11 protein-coding genes are annotated in these 18995 nt (G+C 58.3%); 9 read left to right on the plus strand and 2 right to left on the minus strand.

Features of this window, described 5'->3' with window-relative positions; genetic code table 11:
- Positions 1-14: 14 nt before the first annotated feature.
- Together ACWKV5_RS09305 and putA are read right to left on the minus strand one after the other, a co-directional pair.
- On the minus strand, positions 15-1817 hold the full coding sequence (locus tag ACWKV5_RS09305; RefSeq protein ID WP_483841036.1) for an acyl-CoA dehydrogenase: 1803 nt from the start codon (positions 1815-1817) through the stop codon (positions 15-17).
- 246 nt (positions 1818-2063) lie between these two features.
- Positions 2064-6014 carry a trifunctional transcriptional regulator/proline dehydrogenase/L-glutamate gamma-semialdehyde dehydrogenase gene (putA, locus tag ACWKV5_RS09310; protein ID WP_483841037.1) on the minus strand — a complete coding sequence of 1317 codons (3951 nt, stop codon included), beginning with the start codon at positions 6012-6014 and terminating at the stop codon, positions 2064-2066.
- Positions 6015-6477: 463 nt separating this feature from the next.
- On the opposite strand from putA, the gene putP reads away from it, so the two are divergent.
- The 9 genes from putP (at position 6478) to ACWKV5_RS09355 (ending at position 18993) form a co-directional block, all read left to right on the plus strand.
- Entirely contained in the window at positions 6478-7962 is a 1485-nt protein-coding gene (gene putP / locus ACWKV5_RS09315) for a sodium/proline symporter PutP (RefSeq protein WP_483841038.1), read from the plus strand.
- Between the two features lie 368 nt (positions 7963-8330).
- Positions 8331-10349, plus strand: coding sequence for a type VI secretion system Vgr family protein (locus tag ACWKV5_RS09320; RefSeq protein WP_483841039.1), 2019 nt, complete (start codon positions 8331-8333; stop codon positions 10347-10349).
- Complete coding sequence (locus tag ACWKV5_RS09325) at positions 10339-11076, plus strand: DUF4123 domain-containing protein (RefSeq protein WP_483841040.1); 738 nt, start codon at positions 10339-10341, stop codon at positions 11074-11076. Before ACWKV5_RS09320 ends, ACWKV5_RS09325 begins: the two co-directional genes overlap by 11 nt.
- Entirely contained in the window at positions 11076-15734 is a 4659-nt protein-coding gene (locus tag ACWKV5_RS09330) for an RHS repeat-associated core domain-containing protein (protein ID WP_483841041.1), read from the plus strand. Before ACWKV5_RS09325 ends, ACWKV5_RS09330 begins: the two co-directional genes overlap by 1 nt.
- Positions 15731-16048 (plus strand): hypothetical protein, encoded by a 318-nt coding sequence (locus ACWKV5_RS09335; protein ID WP_483841042.1) that lies wholly within the window; start codon positions 15731-15733, stop codon positions 16046-16048. The genes ACWKV5_RS09330 and ACWKV5_RS09335 overlap by 4 nt, the downstream gene beginning before the upstream one ends.
- A 90-nt stretch (positions 16049-16138) precedes the next feature.
- The gene (locus tag ACWKV5_RS09340; protein ID WP_483841043.1) at positions 16139-16570 is read left to right on the plus strand and encodes a hypothetical protein; all 432 of its coding nucleotides are present in this window, start codon (positions 16139-16141) and stop codon (positions 16568-16570) included.
- Entirely contained in the window at positions 16570-16986 is a 417-nt protein-coding gene (locus ACWKV5_RS09345; protein ID WP_483841044.1) for a hypothetical protein, read from the plus strand. Before ACWKV5_RS09340 ends, ACWKV5_RS09345 begins: the two co-directional genes overlap by 1 nt.
- A gap of 468 nt (positions 16987-17454) precedes the next feature.
- Complete coding sequence (locus tag ACWKV5_RS09350; protein WP_483841188.1) at positions 17455-17778, plus strand: hypothetical protein; 324 nt, start codon at positions 17455-17457, stop codon at positions 17776-17778.
- 375 nt (positions 17779-18153) lie between these two features.
- A complete protein-coding gene (locus ACWKV5_RS09355) occupies positions 18154-18993 on the plus strand; it encodes a 23S rRNA (adenine(2030)-N(6))-methyltransferase RlmJ (RefSeq protein WP_483841045.1) in 840 nt (279 codons plus the stop codon).
- The last annotated feature ends 2 nt before the right edge of the window (positions 18994-18995 follow it).

An 18995-nucleotide genomic window follows, 5' to 3' on the forward strand; every position in this document is an offset into this window, starting at 1 on the left:
CCATGAAGCTCTGATCAGAACCACTCATCCTGCATGTTCAAACACACATCATCCCGCGCCTCAAGAATCGCCAGCTCATGGTGGCAACCCGGCACTTCCCACGTCAGGAAATACCGCGCCGCCTGCAGCTTGCCCTTATAAAAGCTCACATCCGTCGCATTCCCCTTGGCCAACCCTTCCTCGGCCCGGATCGCCTGTTCCAGCCAGCGCCAGCCAATCACTGTGTGCCCGAACACTTTCAGGTACAGCGCCGAGTTCGCCAGGCTGCTGTTGACCTTGCCCTGCGCCAGATCCGTCAGCAGGCCGATGGTCACCGTTTGCAGGCGCGCCACCAGTTTCTCCAGCGGTTCACGCAGCGCGGTCAGGGATTCATACGCCTGTGCCCGCGCGCCTGTATCGGCGATCAACCGGATCAACTGCTTGAGCCCCGCACCCCCGTTCTGCGCCAGTTTTCGGCCCAGCAAGTCCAGCGACTGAATGCCGTGCGTCCCTTCATGAATCGGGTTCAGACGGTTGTCGCGGTAGTACTGCTCCACCGGGTATTCGCGGGTGTAGCCGTGGCCGCCGAGAATCTGGATCGCCAGTTCGTTGGCCTTGAGGCAAAACTCCGACGGCCAGGATTTGACGATGGGCGTGAGCAAATCCAGCAACTCATGGGCCTGCTTGCGCTCGGCTTCAGTTTCCAGCGTGGTGGTGTCATCGAACAATCGCGCCGCGTACAACCCGAGGTCGAATGAGCCTTCGACATAGGCTTTCTGCGTCAGCAACATGCGCTTGACGTCGGCGTGCTGAATGATCGCCACCGGCGCGGTGTTCGGGTCCTTGCTGTCCGGCACGCGACCTTGCGGACGTTCCCGGGCGTATTCCAGCGAGTACAAATAGCCGGCGTAACCGAGCATCACCGCGCCCATGCCGACGCCAATCCGCGCTTCGTTCATCATCTGGAACATGTAGCTCAAACCGTGATGCGGCTTGCCCACCAGGTAGCCGACACACTCGCCGTTATCGCCAAAATTCAGAGCGGTAGACGTGGTGCCGCGCCAGCCCATCTTGTGGAACAACCCCGCCAGCAACACGTCGTTGCGCTTGCCGAGGCTTCCGTCATCGTTGACCAGGAACTTGGGCACGATGAACAGCGAAATGCCCTTCACCCCGGCCGGTGCGTCCGGCAGCTTGGCCAACACCATGTGCACGATGTTTTCCGACAGCGGGTGATCGCCGCCGGAGATGAAAATCTTGTTGCCCTTGAGGCGATAAGTGCCGTCAGACGCAGGCTCGGCGCGCGTACGAATATCCGACAGCGACGAACCGGCATGCGGTTCGGTCAGGGCCATGGTGCCGAAGAAGCGGCCGTCGATCATCGGTTGCAGGAAGCGTTGTTTCTGCTCCTCGGTACCGAAGCTTTCAATCAGGTTCGCCGCGCCCATGGTCAAGAACGGGTACGAAGTCGATGCCGCGTTGGCCGATTGAAAATGCGCGAAGCACGCCTGGGACAGCAGCGTAGGCAATTGCATGCCGCCCGCGTCGAAACTGCGCGCGGCGTTGAGGAAACCGGCTTCGAGGAACGCATCCACCGCCGGTTTCACTTCCGGAATCAGAATCGCCTGACCGTCCTCATAGCGCGGCTCGTTCTCGTCGCCCTTGCGGTTGTGCGGGGCGAAGAATTTTTCGGCAATGTTGCGGGCGGTGCCGATGGCGGCATCGAAGGTCTCGCGATTGTGCTCGGCGAAACGCTCACGCTGGGTCAGGCCCTCGGCATCGAGGACTTCATACAGCTCGAAAGCCAGATTGCGGGAACTGAGCAACGTCTCGGACATGGCGGCCTACCTTTTTTTGGAATGGACCGAGTCTAGGCGTGGGAATAAAGGCTGAACAGGATGATTGATGAGCGTGATGGTAGTGTCCGGTCACCGCTAATCAAATGTGGGAGCGAGCCTGCTCGCGAAGGCGGTGTGTCATCCAATACATGTGTCGGATGACACGCCGCCTTCGCGAGCAGGCTCGCTCCCACAGGGGGTTTTGCATTCCGGGCGTCCGTTGCGGGCGCCCGGTCTTGTTGCGGTTTAACCGATGGTCATCAAGCTCGCATTACCACCCGCCGCCGCCGTGTTAACGCTCAACGCCCGCTCAATCACCAGACGCTCCAGCGCAATGTTGGTCTCGCCTTGCGACAAGCCATGAACACCGACAATGGCGCCCGCACGCTTGGCCACTTGCTGGCACACCGCACGCAACTGGTCGGAATGGCCGTGATGCAGAACCGCATCAAACACCACTTCGTCCTTGTTCCAGTCGGACACCAGCTTGATGCGTGCCTGAACTTCCTTCGGCAAACGTGCGAACAACGCCTTGCTCACGTCAGATTCCGGCCACACCGCTGAACCACCGACAGCCAGTACCGCCGCCAGTTGAGTCAACAGGTCGCCTTCAACCTCGGCCAGGCACAGCACGTGTTCGCGCGGCAGGATGGCGTAGCTGTTGCGCTCGCCGGTCGGGCCCGCCAGAAGACGAGTGATCCCGCTTTGCGATTGCGCGGTGAACTGCACGCATAGGGTGCTCAGGTCGGCAAACTTGTTGCTGTCGGCCCAGGCCTTCAGGGCGGTCAGCGGCTTGCTCATGGCGTCACGCAGACGAACGTCCGGCGCTGCGATGGCGTCACCGCGAGCGAAGGATTGTTCGATCGCATCGGTAGGACGTGTCGACAGCAGGCGGTACAGGTACAGCGGACCACCCGCCTTCGGACCGGTACCCGACAAACCTTCGCCGCCGAACGGCTGCACGCCAACCACAGCACCAACAATGTTGCGGTTCACGTAGACGTTGCCGGCGTTGACGTTGTCGATCACCTTGGCGATGGTCTCGTCGATACGCGTGTGCACGCCCAGTGTCAGGCCATAACCGGAAGCGTTGATCTGACCGATCAATTGATCGATGTCTTTGCGCTTGTAGCGAACCACGTGCAGCACCGGGCCGAAGATCTCCCGTTGCAGTTCGTCGAAGCTTTCCAGTTCTATCAGGGTCGGCATCACGAAGGTGCCGCGTTTGACTTCTTCGCTGTTGGCGATAGCCACCTGGTACACGTTGCGACCTTTGTCGCGCATGGCCTGGATGTGCTTCTCGATGCCAGCCTTGGCTTCGGCGTCGATCACCGGGCCGATGTCCACGGACAGGCGCTCAGGATTGCCGAGGCGGCATTCAGCCATGGCACCTTTGAGCATTTCGATGACACGGTCAGCGGAATCTTCCTGCAAGCACAAGACGCGCAGTGCCGAGCAACGTTGGCCGGCGCTGTCGAAGGCCGACGACACGACGTCGATCACCACTTGTTCGGTCAATGCCGAAGAGTCGACGATCATCGCGTTCTGGCCACCGGTTTCGGCGATCAGCGGGATCGGACGGCCCTGGGCATCCAGGCGACCGGCGATGTTGCGTTGCAGCAAACGAGCGACTTCGGTGGAGCCGGTAAACATCACGCCTTTAACGCGCTCGTCACCGACCAGCCCGGCACCCACGGTTTCGCCACGGCCCGGCAGCAGTTGCAGCACGCCTTCCGGAATCCCGGCTTCGAGCAGCAAACGCACGGCTTGAGCGGCGACCAGCGGGGTTTGTTCCGCAGGCTTGGCCAACACCGGGTTACCGGCCGCCAGCGCTGCCGCGACTTGACCACTGAAAATCGCCAGCGGGAAGTTCCACGGGCTGATGCACACCACTGGACCCAGTGGACGGTGGGCGTCGTTGGTGAAATCGTTGCGCGCCTGCACCGCGTAATAACGCAGGAAGTCCACAGCTTCACGCACTTCGGCGATGGCGTTGGCGAAGGTCTTGCCGGCTTCGCGAGCCAACAGGCCCATCAGCGGCTGGATCTCGCCTTCCATCAAATCGGCGGCACGTTCCAGGATCGCGGCGCGTTCGGCGGGCGGGGTGGCCTGCCAGATTGGGGCGGCGTTCAAGGCGCACTGGATCGCGTTGTCGACGTCTTCGACGGTGGCTTCTTGCACATGGCCGACCACGTCACGCAGATCGGACGGGTTCAGAACCGGTGCAGGGGTTTCAGTGCTGGAGGCGCAACCGAGCATCGGCGCGGCTTTCCAGTGGTTGTGAGCAGTGGCCAGCAGGGCGCAGGACAGCGAAGCCAGACGATGTTCGTTGGCCATGTCGATGCCGCTGGAGTTGGCGCGCTCGGCACCATAAAGATCACGCGGCAGCGGGATACGCGGGTGCGGCAGGCCGAAGCCGCCTTCCAGCGTCGCCATCTGCTCGATGCTGGCCACTGGATCGGCCACCAGCTCCTGGATCGAAATGGATTGGTCGGCGATGCGGTTGACGAACGAGGTGTTCGCACCGTTTTCCAGCAGACGACGTACCAGGTACGCCAACAGCGTTTCGTGCGTGCCGACCGGTGCGTACACGCGGCACGGACGGTTCAGCTTGCCTTCGGAAACTTTACCTACAACCTGTTCGTACAGCGGTTCGCCCATGCCGTGCAGGCATTGGAACTCGTACTGACCCGGGTAATAGTTCTGACCGGCAATGTGGTAAATGGCCGACAGTGTGTGGGCATTGTGCGTGGCGAATTGCGGGTAAATAACTTCCGGAACCGACAGCAACTTGCGGGCGCAAGCGATGTAGGAAACATCGGTGTACACCTTGCGGGTGTAGACCGGATAGCCTTCCAGGCCTTCGACCTGGGCGCGCTTGATTTCGCTGTCCCAGTACGCGCCTTTCACCAGACGGATCATCAGGCGATGACGGCTGCGGCGAGCCAGGTCGATCACGTAATCGATCACGTACGGGCAACGCTTCTGATACGCCTGGATCACGAAACCGATGCCGTTCCAGCCGGTCAGTTGCGGCTCGAAGCACAGGCGCTCCAGCAGATCCAGCGACAGCTCGAGGCGGTCGGCTTCTTCGGCGTCGATGTTCAAACCGATGTCGTACTGCTTGGCCAGCAAGGTCAGCGACAACAGGCGCGGGTACAACTCGTCCATCACGCGCTCGTACTGTGCGCGGCTGTAACGCGGGTGCAAAGCGGACAGCTTGATCGAAATGCCCGGGCCTTCATAAATCCCACGACCGTGGGACGCTTTGCCGATCGAGTGAATGGCTTGTTCGTACGAGGCCAGGTACTTCTGCGCATCGTGCTCGGTGAGTGCCGCTTCACCCAGCATGTCGTAGGAATAACGGAAACCCTTGGCTTCGAACTTGCTCGCATTGGCCAGGGCTTCGGCGATGGTTTCGCCGGTGACGAACTGCTCGCCCATCAGGCGCATGGCCATGTCGACGCCCTTGCGGATCATCGGCTCGCCACTCTTGCCGATGATGCGGCTCAGGGACGAGGTCAAACCTGCTTCGTTATGCGTGGCGACCAGTTTGCCAGTCAGCAGCAGGCCCCAAGTGGCGGCGTTGACGAACAGCGACGGGCTGTTGCCCAAGTGCGGGTGCCAGTTGCCGGTGCTGATCTTGTCGCGGATCAGCGCGTCACGGGTGCCTTTGTCCGGGATGCGCAGCAGCGCTTCGGCCAGGCACATCAGTGCTACGCCTTCCTGGGACGACAGGGAAAATTCCTGCAACAGGCCTTGAACAATCCCGGCACGGCCACCGGCACTTTTCTGATTACGCAGCTTCTCGGCAATCGAGGAGGCCAGTTTGTTGGTGGCTTCAGCCATCGCTGCCGGCAGACGCGCCTGCTCGATCAGCATCGGCACCACTTCCGGCTCAGGGCGACGGTAGGCGGCGGTGATCGAAGCGCGCAGCACCGATTGCGGCAGGATGCTTTCGGCGAATTCGAGGAAGCACTGGTGAGCGTGATCCAGAGGCGCATCGACGGCGTCGTCGGAATCCTTGGTCAAACCACTCAGCTCGGTCAGGGTTGCACCACCCTCGAGTTTTTCCAGGTAATTGAAAATTGCCTGCTTGATCAGCCAGTGCGGCGTGCGATCAATCGAGGTCGCGGCAGCCTTGAGGCGCTCGCGGGTCGGGTCGTCAAGTTTGACCCCAAGGGTGGTGGTAGCCATTTTTTTATCCTCATGTTTGCCACGACCGCGTGGCATCAGCTGGCGGCAAGATTAGCTGTGCAACCGTTGAGGTGCAACCGGGTGCAACCCTTTTTTTGTCGGAATAATAAGCAGCTCGTCAGGAATTAAATTCCGGTACGAACGTACCGCTCCTGCTTGGTGCTTTTACTTCTAGAAACATATCGTGACTGCGCTAAAAGGAAGCAAAAACCGCCCGGTTTTAAGTAAAACAGTGTAGGTGCAACTAATTCTCACGAAATGGGTTGCACCTTATTTGGGTTGTTGAATAGGATTCGCGCCCCAAGGTGCAACCGGATGAAAAATCGGTGCACCGGCTGATGGCTTTCCTGGGGAAACATCAGTCATAAATGCGCGGGCTTTGAAATCGTCTGAACAAACGTTGTCGTTTGTCGGCGTTTTCACACGTTGGCGCTACATAAAAACAAAGCCAGGGCATCACTGAATGAGCGTAAGCAATCCAACCCTGATCACGTTCGTGATCTACATCGCAGCAATGGTGCTGATCGGCTTCATGGCCTATCGCTCCACGAACAACCTTTCTGACTACATTCTGGGCGGTCGCAGCCTGGGCAGCGTCGTCACGGCCTTGTCCGCCGGTGCCTCCGACATGAGTGGCTGGTTGTTGATGGGCCTGCCGGGTGCCATCTACATGTCCGGCCTGTCCGAAAGCTGGATCGCCATTGGCCTGATCATCGGTGCTTACCTGAACTGGCTGTTCGTCGCTGGCCGTCTGCGTGTGCAGACCGAGCACAACGGCGATGCCCTGACCCTGCCGGATTACTTCTCCAGCCGTTTTGAAGACAAAAGCGGCCTGCTGCGGATCATTTCTGCGGTGGTGATCCTGGTGTTCTTCACCATTTACTGCGCTTCCGGCATCGTTGCTGGCGCTCGTCTGTTTGAAAGCACCTTCGGCATGTCCTACGAGACTGCGCTGTGGGCCGGTGCTGCGGCGACGATTGCCTACACCTTCGTCGGCGGTTTCCTCGCCGTGAGCTGGACCGATACCGTACAAGCCACGCTGATGATTTTTGCGCTGTTGCTGACGCCGATCATCGTGCTGCTGGCCACCGGCGGCGTTGACACCACGTTCCTGGCCATCGAAGCGCAAGACGCCAGCAACTTCGACATGCTGAAAAACACCACCTTCATCGGCATCATCTCGCTGATGGGCTGGGGCCTGGGCTACTTCGGCCAGCCGCACATCCTCGCGCGTTTCATGGCGGCGGATTCGGTCAAGTCGATCGCCAACGCCCGTCGCATCTCCATGACCTGGATGATCCTGTGCCTGGGCGGCACCGTTGCGGTAGGTTTCTTTGGTATCGCTTACTTCTCGGCGAACCCTGATTTGGCCGCTCCGGTCACTGAAAACCACGAACGCGTGTTCATCGAACTGGCCAAAATCCTTTTCAACCCATGGATCGCCGGTATCTTGCTGTCGGCCATCCTGGCGGCCGTAATGAGCACCCTGAGCTGCCAATTGCTGGTGTGCTCGAGCGCCCTGACCGAAGACTTCTACAAAACCTTCCTGCGTAAATCCGCTTCCCAGGTGGAACTGGTCTGGGTCGGCCGCGCCATGGTGCTGCTGGTTGCCCTGATCGCCATCGCGTTGGCCGCCAACCCGGAAAACCGCGTACTGGGTCTGGTCAGCTACGCCTGGGCCGGTTTCGGTGCTGCGTTCGGTCCAGTCGTGCTGATCTCCGTGATCTGGAAAGACATGACCCGTAACGGCGCACTGGCCGGCATCCTGGTCGGCGCGATCACCGTGATCGTGTGGAAACACTTCGAACTGCTGGGCCTGTACGAAATCATCCCTGGTTTCATTTTCGCCAGCCTGGCGATCTACATCGTCAGCAAACTGGGTGCGCCGACTCACGGCATGCTTCAGCGCTTTGCTGCGGCCGAGGCAGATTTCCGCTTGAACAAGTGATGGGGAGGGGCTAAGGCTCTGATCTTTCACTGAACATGAAAACGGCCCGCTTCCTTTTGGAGGCGGGCCGTTTTTTTATGGCCGACACAAATCTCGAATCCGTGTGCATATCCCTGTGGGAGCGAGCCTGCTCGCGAATGCGGTGAGTCATACAGCAATGATGTCGACTGATACACCGCTTTCGCGAGCAAGCTCGCTCCCACAGGGATTGGTGGTGGTTTTGAGGGAGATGTCTGTAGCCAAACGCACTGATTCTTGAAGGATAAATCTCTTAAAAAGTAGGGAAAATCTGATTTCCTTGTCCCTCCCTCAACACCCCTTGTCGCTCATGCAGAATCGCCCGCCTTCATTCTGCAGAGACACATCGGATGTTCGCGCCTGCCAATCAACCGCGTTTCACGTTGACCCTCGACGGCGTCCAGAATGAGCTCAAAGTCCTTGAGTTCACGGGCACGGAAGCCATCAGCCAACCCTACCGTTTTGACCTGGAACTGGTCAGTGAACGACCAGACATAGAACTGGAAAGCCTGCTGCACCGTCAGGCGTTTCTGAGTTTTGATGCACAAGGTTCCGGTATCCACGGTCAGATTTTTCGCGTCGGCCAAAGCGACTCCGGGAAACGTCTGACGGGCTACCAGATCAGCCTCGTGCCACGACTGGCTTACCTCGGCCAGCGCATCAACCAGCGGATCTTCCAGCACAAAAGTGTGCCAACGATCATCGCCCAGGTCCTCAAGGACCACGGCATCCAGCGCGATGCGTTCGAGTTTCAACTCGGCAGCGACTATGCGGCTCGCGAGTACTGCGTGCAGTACGCCGAAAGCGATCTGGCGTTCATCCAGCGGTTGTGTGCCGAAATCGGCATTCACTACCACTTCCAGCACAGCCCCGACGGGCATCTGCTGGTGTTCGGCGATGACCAGACGGTTTTCCCTCGTCTGCCCGAGTCGACGCTGTACCTGCCCGGCAGCGGAATGGCGGCGGATGCACCGGCCATCAAACGTTTCAACGTGCGTCTGGAAACCCGCACCACCGCAGTCGCCCGTCGCGATTACGACTTTCAAAAACCACGCCTGCAACTCGATACCCGTCTCGACAGCGAACAGCGCCCGGTGCTGGAGGATTACCACTTCCCCGGCCAGTTCATTGATCGCGAACATGGCAAGCAACTGACCCACCGCGCACTCGAACGCCACAACGCGGACTTCCGTCAGGCCGAAGGTAAAGGCGACGATTCAGCGCTGGTTTGCGGACATTTCCTGCACCTCGCCGAGCATCCACGTCAGGCATGGAACGATCTGTGGCTGATCACAGAAATCGAACACCGCGGCCGCCAGCCACAAGTGCTGGAAGAGTCGGCCACCAGCGACGACCCGGACGACTTCCAGGGTTATCGCAATACATTTCTGGCGACGCCGTGGGACGTTTCGTTTCGTCCTCCACTGGGGCCGCAAAAACCGCGAATGCTCGGCTATCAACCGGCCGTGGTCACCGGTCCGACTGACAGCGAAATCCATTGCGACGAGTTCGGACGGGTCAAGGTTCAGCTCGCCTGGGACCGCGACGGTCAGCTCAACGAACACTCCAGCTGCTGGCTGCGCGTGGCCACGGGCTGGGCGCATGACCGTTATGGCAGCGTGCTGATCCCGCGCGTCGGCATGGAAGTGCTGGTCGGCTTCATCGACGCCGATGCCGACAAACCGCTGGTGATGGGTTGTCTGCCAAACGCGGCGACCCCCGTTCCGCTGGACCTGCCGGCCGACAAGACCCGCAGCATTTTCCGCAGCCAAAGCAGCCCGGGAGGCGGCGGCTACAACGAATTGCGCATCGAGGATCGCAAAGGCGCCGAGGAAATCTACCTGCGCGCCCAGCGAAACTGGACCCAGCACGTGTTGAACGATCAACAGGTGCAGGTCGATAACCAGCGCAGCATCGTCGTCACCGGCACCGCTCGCCACGAGTTGAAGGCTGACGAGCAGCGCATCACCCACGGCCAGCGCCAGGCCGAAGTGAAGCTCGACGACCACTTGCTGGTGATGGGTGATCGGCACATCCGCGTGACCAGCCAGGCGCTCAACGCCAGTCAACAATTCCACGTCAGCGCCGGCCAGCAAGTGGTGATCGACGGCGGCGCCAGCGCGACGATTCAGGCGGGCGGGCAGTGGATCAACATCGGGCCTGGGGGGATTTTCAGCAGCGTGCCGATTCAGGTCGGGGGTGCATTGATGTCGGCGATGGCTGCCGCGCCGACGTCGCCGAATACGCCGTTGAAACTCGCGGCTGCGCCGGCAGCGTTGTTGAGCGCCGCACAGATCATGAGCCTGAAAAGCGACGCGCCGTTTTGTGAGGAATGTGAGCGCTGCAAGGACGGTGTCTGTGCAGCTTGATCATTTGACGCCTCGCGACTGGCTGATCCGGCAGCCGCTGAAATCATCGGAACAACTCTTTGCGATTTTCAGCAATGCCTGCGCGGCTGAGCCGTTCAAAGCCTGGCAGCGCTCGACCACCATTCATGTGCCGCAGCTGATCTGGGCAGACACCGCTTACGCCGAGTGGGAACCGGTGATGCCTTTTGTGGGAATCGTCGCGGCAGGCAGTGAGTTTCTGGAGTGGGTCGCTGCGACCGAGTCTCGCGATTGGGGTTGGTTGGCGGTTTCTTCTGCGTCTGAAGAAGTGCTGGTCGAGCATCTGCGCAGCCTTACCCAGGTTCTTTTGCCCAACGGACAAGCGGTGTTTTTCCGCTTCTGGGACGGGCGGTATGTGCTGCCGATTCTTCAGTCCGGCGAAGTGAATACCACGCAGTTAATGCCTGTGATCGACCGTTGTTTGATCAATGGTCAGCCGCTGGATATCGGTGGAAGTGCGCTGAAAACCACCAGGGTTTTTCCGTGGTGGGAAGTTTCCGAGTCGCTACTCAAGTACCTCGCTGACGAGTCCGCGACGACTCGCATCAACAACTTGCTGATGTGGTTGAGCGAGGACCGACCTGATCTTTATGAGGCGTTTTCGCCCAGCGTATTGCGGCACAAAGTCGCGCTCTTCGTGCAGACGCCGGACCTGCCTCAGGCACCGAAATCAGCCTTGTTGGATTACCTGATGACGGAGCTGGACTGATGGATCAGATCGTACGGATTGAGCAGGAGCTCGACGGGTTTAAAGACACGCTGGTTTTGTATCGCCAGCAACTTGGCAGCTTCTTGGGAAGGAATACGGACAGGGTCAGCCGGGCAATGGATTTGCCTTCGCTGATGGACATGGAGCGGCTGATAAAGCTTGGGAACACCACGACTGCGGTGAGCAGCGGTGATGATGATTTTTTCTCGGGGGTTGCGCAGTGTCCGGCAAGTGGAATTCTGGAGATCGAGAGCAAGTTTGAATCGGTTTATGACATTCCGTTGGGGAATATTTCGGTTGATGTGATTGCCAGGGATGGCGGTGAGATCACACCGGTCAAGCTCAATGAAAACGGTAAAGGGCAGTTCGTAGGGGTACCCGGTAAGTTCTATCGGGTTCATGTTCAGAGTGAAGTTACGCCGGCTCAAATTGATCATCTTTTCTCGTCCTACGACGGTCTGACCGCCGAACTGGAGGGCTGGTTACGCAAAGAATGGCAAGGGTTTAAACCGCAGTGGTCGCAGTCGACTTTTGCGGCCGCCGGGAATGGATTGCTGGCGGGTAGTTGGGCTGCGGTCATGGGTGTTTGGGATGGCCTGAGCCTTGTCTTTGACATCCTTAAAAATCCTGATGCTCACCTTGAACGACTCGGCAGCAGTGCGCAGCACCTCATCGATCTGGCGAAACAATCACCAGCAATTATGGAAAAAGCCATGTTGCTGGCCAGCGATGAAGCGGCGCTTTGTCTGCTGTTTCGCGCTGCCAGTCTGTGGTTGTCGGCGTTACCACCCAGTGAAATGGCAGGTAAGTCGGCAGAGGTGGCCAGCCACGTCATCGTCTCGGTGCTGATCGATATTCTGATTGCTTTGGCGTTGGCCTGGACGGGGATAGGTATACCTATCGCCAAAGCCTATTTAGCCTCCCGCGGACTTCTATACGGGAAGGTATTGGCGGGTCTCGCGATCCGTTTCGTCGAGGCAACTTTCAACATCCTCAGCACCTTCATGAAGTACGTCGACCAGTACAAAGCCGTCGCCGCACGCGGTGTTGCTGAGGGGCTGAAAAAAGGTGGAGTGCTGTTGCGCTGGGATGCCAAACGCAACACCACCCTCAAGCAAAACGAACACCACGACAACGCCCCGGATCAGGCGAAAAACCCCAACGGCGACCCCGCCGATTCCGCCAATAAAACCGCCACCAACAAATGCCCGGTGTCGATGGTCACTGGCGAAGAACTGCTGACCCTCACCGACGCTTCGCTGGACGGCCTCCTGCCGTTCGACTTCACCCGGCTCTATCGCACAAGCGCCGCCGAGATCGATTGCGGCCTCGGTTTCGGCTGGAGCCATTCGCTCTCCCATCGACTGGAAATCGACGGCGACAGTGTCATCTGGATCGACCACGAAAACCGTCGCACCCCGTTCCCGCTGCCGACCGCTGAACGCCCGGCGATCCACAACAGCCTGTCGCGCGCGGCAATTTACTTGGGTGATGAACCCGAAGAATTGATCCTCGCTCAGGCTGGCGACGACACGCGGTTTTATCACTTTCACCACGGTCGACTCACGACCATCAGCGACGCCTACAACAACCGCCTGCGCATCACCCGCGACCGCCAGGAGCGCATCCAGCGCCTCGACAACGGCGCCGGCCGTGCCCTGCGTTTGCGTTATGAACACAGCCATTTGGTCGCCGTCGACTACCAGGTGTTTGTGCCCGCGCAAACCCTCGACGAGTGCTGGAAAACCGAACAAACCCTGGTCAGTTACACCTACGACGAACGCGCACAACTGATCGAGGCCAGCAACGCCGCCGGCGAAAGTGAACGCTACGACTACGACGACCAGCACGTCATCCTCCAGCGGCAACTGGCCGGTGGGGCGAGTTTCTTCTGGGCGTGGGAAAGGTCCGGCAAAGCGGCACGCTGCATTCGCCACTGGGCCTCGTTTGCGCAGATGGATGCGCGCTACGTGTGGGATGACGCCGGCAGCGTCACCGTGCACAACGTCGACGGCAGCGAAGAGGTTTACGTCCACGACGAGCGTGCGCGGCTGGTGCGCAAGGTGGAACTGGACGGCGGTGAACAGCTCAAGGCCTACGACGAAGAAGGCCGGCTGATTGCCGAGCAGGACCCGCTCGGGGCGGTGACTGAATACCGTTACGACGAAGTCGGACGCCTCGTGGCGCTGATTCCGCCGGAAGACGAGCCAACGGCCTACGAGTATCGCAACGGTTTCCTGCACGCCCGTTATCGCGGTAAAGCGGTCTGGAAGTATCTGCGCAATGCCCAGGGTGACATTACCGAAGCGACCGATCCCGACGGCCAGATCACTCATTACCACTACGACGAAAAAGGTCAGCTGCTGTCGATCCGCTACCCGGATACCAGTCGGCATGTATTCGTCTGGAACGGTTTGGGGCAACTGGCCGAGGAAACGCTGCCGGACGTTGGTGTGCGGCGCTTTTCCTACGATGCACTGGGGCGGCAGATTACCCGTCAGGACGAACATGGCGCGGTCACGAAGTCGCAATGGGACGCCGTTGGCCGACTGATCCATACGATTCTTCCTACCGGTGCCAGCCGCGCCTACAGCTACAACGCCTACGGAAAAATCACCGCCGAACGCGACGAACTCGGCCGCGTCACGCGCTACGAATACCTCGACGACCTGCACCTGGTCAGCCGCCGCCTCAATGCCGACGGCACCCAGCTGAAGTATCGCTACGACAACGCGCAGCTGTTGCTCACGGAAATCGAAAACGAATCCGGCGACAAATATCGGCTGGACTACACCGCCGGCGGATTGATCCGACAGGAAACCGGATTCGACGGCCAACGTACGGCGTACGCCTACGACCTCAATGGTCATCTGCTGGAGAAAAGCGAGTTCGGCGCTGACGGTTCGCAGCTGATCACCGCTTACGAGCGGGATTCAGCCGGCCGATTGTTGGTGAAAACCCTGCCCGACGGCCTCAAGGTCGAATACCGCTACGACAGCCTCGGCCGGTTGATCGGCGTCGACGACGGCCACGACCATCCACTGGAATTCGAGTACGACCAGCAAGACCGACTCATCACCGAACATCAGGGTTGGGGCACGCTGCGTTATGCCTACGACGCCTGCGGCCAACTCAATCGCCTGCGCCTGCCGGACGGCAGCAAACTCGATTACCACCACGCCAAGGGCGGTGCGCTGACTGCCATCGACCTCAACGGCGCGCGGCTCACCGGCCACCAATTTGCCTTCGGTCGCGAACAACAACGCCAACAAGGCCAGTTGCTCAGCGACTATTCCTACGACGATCAGGGCCGTCTGCAAGCCCATGCCGTCAGCCAAAACCAACAACCGCTGTATCGCCGTGATTATGCCTATAGCGCCAACGGCAATCTCGACCATATCGCCGACACCCGCCACGGCCAACGCAACTACCAATACGATGCGCTCGATCGGCTGACCCGCGTCCGCCACACCCGCGACACCCCAGCGGAATCCTTCGCCCACGACCCGGCCGGCAACCTGCTGATGCAAGACCGCCCCGGCGCCGCGAAAGTGGTGGGAAATCGCCTGCTCCTACAAGGCGACCGCCACTACGACTACGACGCCTTCGGCAACCTCATCCGCGAACGCCGCGGCACTGGGCAAAAACTCGTTACCGAATACCGCTACGACTGCCAACACCGCCTGATCGGCGTCACCACCCCGGACGGTCGCACCGCCAGCTACCGCTACGACGCCTTCGGCCGCCGCATCGCCAAAACCGTCGACGGCCACACCACCGAGTTCTTCTGGCAAGGCGACAACCTAGTCGCCGAAAGCAGCCGCGAGCACTACCGCAGCTACCTATACGAACCCGGCAGCTTCCGCCCGCTAGCCATGCTCGACGGCAAAGGCCCGCGCAAAGCCTGCCCGTTCTACTACCAACTCGACCACCTCGGCACGCCGCAGGAGCTGACGGATTACAGCGGCGAAATCGTTTGGTCGGCGAAGTACAACGCCTACGGCAAAGTCACGCACTTGGCGTTCGGCGGGGGCGAGCAACTCGAACAACCGCTGCGCTTTCAGGGGCAGTACTTTGATGCCGAGAGCGGTCTGCACTACAACCGGCATCGGTACTATGATCCGGAGGTTGGCCGCTACCTGACGCCGGACCCGATCAAGTTGGCGGGTGGGCTGAATCCGTATCAGTACACGCCGAATCCGACGGGGTGGGTTGATCCGTTGGGGTTGAGCGGGAATTGCCCGCCACCGAATAAGCCTGGGTGTGGGGCGCCGGATGATACGACTGGCGTTAAGGTTGATGAGGGTGAGGCGGCTCTGCCGAACGCCTACACTCACTTTCCTGATGATCCAAATGAGCTTACGGAAGTGTTAGGCGTCCAGCCCAAAATTTCACAGACTCAACATGGAAGTCAAAGAATGACGTGGCGACCTAACGCGGACACTATTATTAGATTTGAAAGTCATCCCGGAGATGCTGGGCCATTTAATCCGAGGCATCATGGTGAACACTATCATTTAGAGCTCAAACCTAATAATTTAAGTTGGAGTCAGGCGGATAAAAAGAAGGCTGTTATCAAAGTCAAACCTGACGGTTATCAACTCGGTCACGGAACTGGCTTTGTTGCCGGTGAAAAACATCCAGGAATATCGAAATGATAGAGTTTCCAGTTTCCGACGGCACTATTGAAAAGATAACGTGTGAGCGCGAACGCGTTCTTATAGAGTTTCTTGATTGGCAGGAGGAACGTTGGGTAATTATTTTTGAGAATGTTTTAGGCTTCAAGTCTGTTGGAGCAATAGGTGCGGAGGTGTCAGAATTTTTTGTGATGGATGAGACGCCGTTGTCGAAGGAGTTAATTTTGATTGATTCTTCGGGAGCTGGGCTAAGCTACTGTTTCACTTGTGCTCGCGAATGCAACATTGTTTTGATAGTGGTAGCGAGCGGATACACTGTTGAAAAGTGTGATTGAAGAATAAGTAAAGTAAATCCGTCCCTTTTGTCCGATTTGTGCGACTGATGTCGGTTACGGAGATGAAGTGCATGAAAAAAGGAAATTATTATGGTGGGTAAGTTTCTTAGGGGTGTTTTTAGTAAATATAAAAAGGGTGCCGAAGCGCCAATTGCGGATACGAATGTAGCGGAAAATTCGAGCTCCGCTGTTCAGCACCAACCTATGCAGTGCGAACCTCGTGATGAAACCAAGAGGTGGAGAGCAGTTCCAAGCTCTAGGTTTATAAGTCATAGAGCGCAGCTGAATGCTTATAATGAAGCGATGACAAGGGAGACTAGAAAAATGTCTCGTTTTACTGGGGAGGATAGTAAAGGAAATTTGTTAGTAAGAATGGAGGCTGAAAATGTAGGTGAGGGATATGAGCCTAATCCTTTAGATCCAGAAAATCCGCGCTTCATTCCTCAGATGAATGCCTTTGAGATGAAATTCGACTTTGAGACACTGCAGCCTATAGCACTTTATCCGATAGAGAAAATCTAATGCTGATGCATCCATATCTGAATGCTCCATATAACCCAGGCCTAGGGCACTTTCTCGGTGGGTTCGATATATATGATCGCGAGGAGAGTCTTGGGGTTGAGTTGTCGGCGTACGATCCTGAGTGTCCTTCAGATAGAGAGTTCTTAATATCCCGGTTTATTGTCAAGCGCTTTGCTGCGTTGAGTTGTCGGCACAAGTTTGTTTTGTTCTTTGTGTTGGGGGAGGCTCTGGATGGTGAATCGAGTGTGTTTGCTGAAATTTTGGAACATGATTCGAGGTCTCATTCCTCGCTTCCTCTTGGGTGGAATGAAATGAAAGATCCAAAGGCGTTTTTTGAAGATGTGTACGTCAAGTTATCCGAAGCGTGGGTTGATGACCTGTACAAAGCGAGTCAGGAGGATTTTTCAACTTGGTGAGAGTAGTACTTAAACTAGAGATAAATTTAATGCTTGGTTGTAGTGTTGTGTCTTTTGTCAATAATAAGTGAGTGCTTTCTCGGCTTTTTATTTGTTGGTGCTTGCTTGACCACGCACGATGTCAACGGCTGCGAAATTTCTGGGCAAGGTCTTCGGAAGTTTCCTTCAACTCGTATCGGTTTCCATGAACTGGTTTGAAATGCATTCCATCGATAGTCTCTGGTGGTCACTGAAAATTCAGTGGCAGGGTGTAGGAACCCTTCAAGACTAGAGAGGACGCTCCGGCGTCGACACCTGAATTGCGGCCGTCTACATGCGTCCGTAAGATCAGTTGCGGCGGCTGTGCGCGGGCACGCTTCGGTGTGGTCGAGTTCTCTGGTCTCGATATTCCTACCCCGTGCATAGCTGCCACCCAAGCCTGTAGGAAGGCCGATGGTAGCCGACCGTTTACTACCAGAGGTTTCAATTATGAAAAATCTTCACCCCGATCCACCCTACGAAAAACCAATCCCCCATCCCAAAAACCGCTTCATGGCCCTCACCAGCAACTGCACCGACATGCCCACGCTGTTCGTCGACACCCACGCGCCGCTCGATGTTTTATACGAGGCTGCCAACTATCGAATTCGCGCCGTCACGCAGGTGTTGGAGAACATTTCGATGCGCGGTTCGGTTGAGTGTGAGTCGTTCATTCTTAGTGATTTTGCGTTGCTGTGCGCCATTCCGTTGCGGGATGGGTGTGATGTGCTGGATGTGATTGGACGGCGATTGCGGGCGATGCCTTCGCAATAGCGACTGGCTGCTTTTGTGGCGAGGGAGCTTGCTCCCGCTGGGCTGCGTAGCGGCCCCAAAACCTGCAACTCGGTGATGTCAGTTGTTCCGAGGGGTTTGGTTTGGCGACTGCTTCGCAGTCGAGCGGGAGCAAGCTCCCTCGCCACAGGTTTTGTAATGTGGCGGGATGTTTTGGGGCTGCTGCGCAGCCCAACGGGAGCAAGCTCCCTCGCCACAGGGTCTTGTGGGTACTGGGATATTTTGGGGCTGTTGTGCAGCCCGACGGGGCAAACCCCCTCACCGCAGGTTTGTGGGCCTGTAAGTGCCCGCTCGGCTGCGAGGCCCTGACGTTCGCCTCGGTACAAGGTAAACTTCCCGGCCTTCGCAGGAGCAATCATGAATTATCGTCACGCCTTCCATGCCGGCAATCACGCCGATGTGTTCAAACACCTGACTTTGACCCGCCTCATCGCCCTGATGTCGCGCAAGGAGCAGCCGTTTGCCTATCTCGACACTCACGCTGGCATTGGCCTGTATGACCTTCAGGGCGATCAGGCCAGTCGCACCGGTGAGTACCTGGAAGGTATTGCGCGTCTGTGGGATCAGCCGGATCTGCCGGCGTTGACCGCCGATTACATGAAGGTGCTGCACGACATGAACCCGGATGGCCAGTTGCGCTATTACCCGGGGTCGCCGGAGCTGGCGCGGCGTCTGACGCGGCCGCAGGATCGGGTGATGCTCAACGAGAAGCACCCCGAAGACGGTTTGCTGCTCAAGGACAACATGGCCGGTGATCGTCGGGTGAAGGTGCATCTGGGCGAAGGCTGGCATGTGCCGCGCGCGATGTTGCCGGTGCAGGAGAAGCGGGCGGTGATGTTGATTGATCCGCCGTTTGAACAGCTCGACGAGATGCAGCGCTGTGCGGCGTCGCTGAAAGAGGCGGTTGGCCGGATGCGTCAAACCGTGGCGGCGATCTGGTACCCGGTGAAGGATCAGCGCCTGTTGCGTCGTTTCTATCAGGATCTGGCGGGCTCGGGCGCGCCGAAGTTGTTGCGTGTGGAGTTGCTGGTGCATCCGCTGGATACGCCGAACAGTCTGAACGGGTCCGGGTTGGCGATTGCGAATCCGCCGTGGGGGCTGGAAGAGGAATTGCGTGAGCTGCTGCCGTGGTTGTCCAAGAAGTTGGGGCAGACCCAGGGTGGGTGGCAGATGGATTGGTTGATTGCTGAGAGCTGATT

Source organism: Pseudomonas oplopanacis, assembly GCF_057128725.1.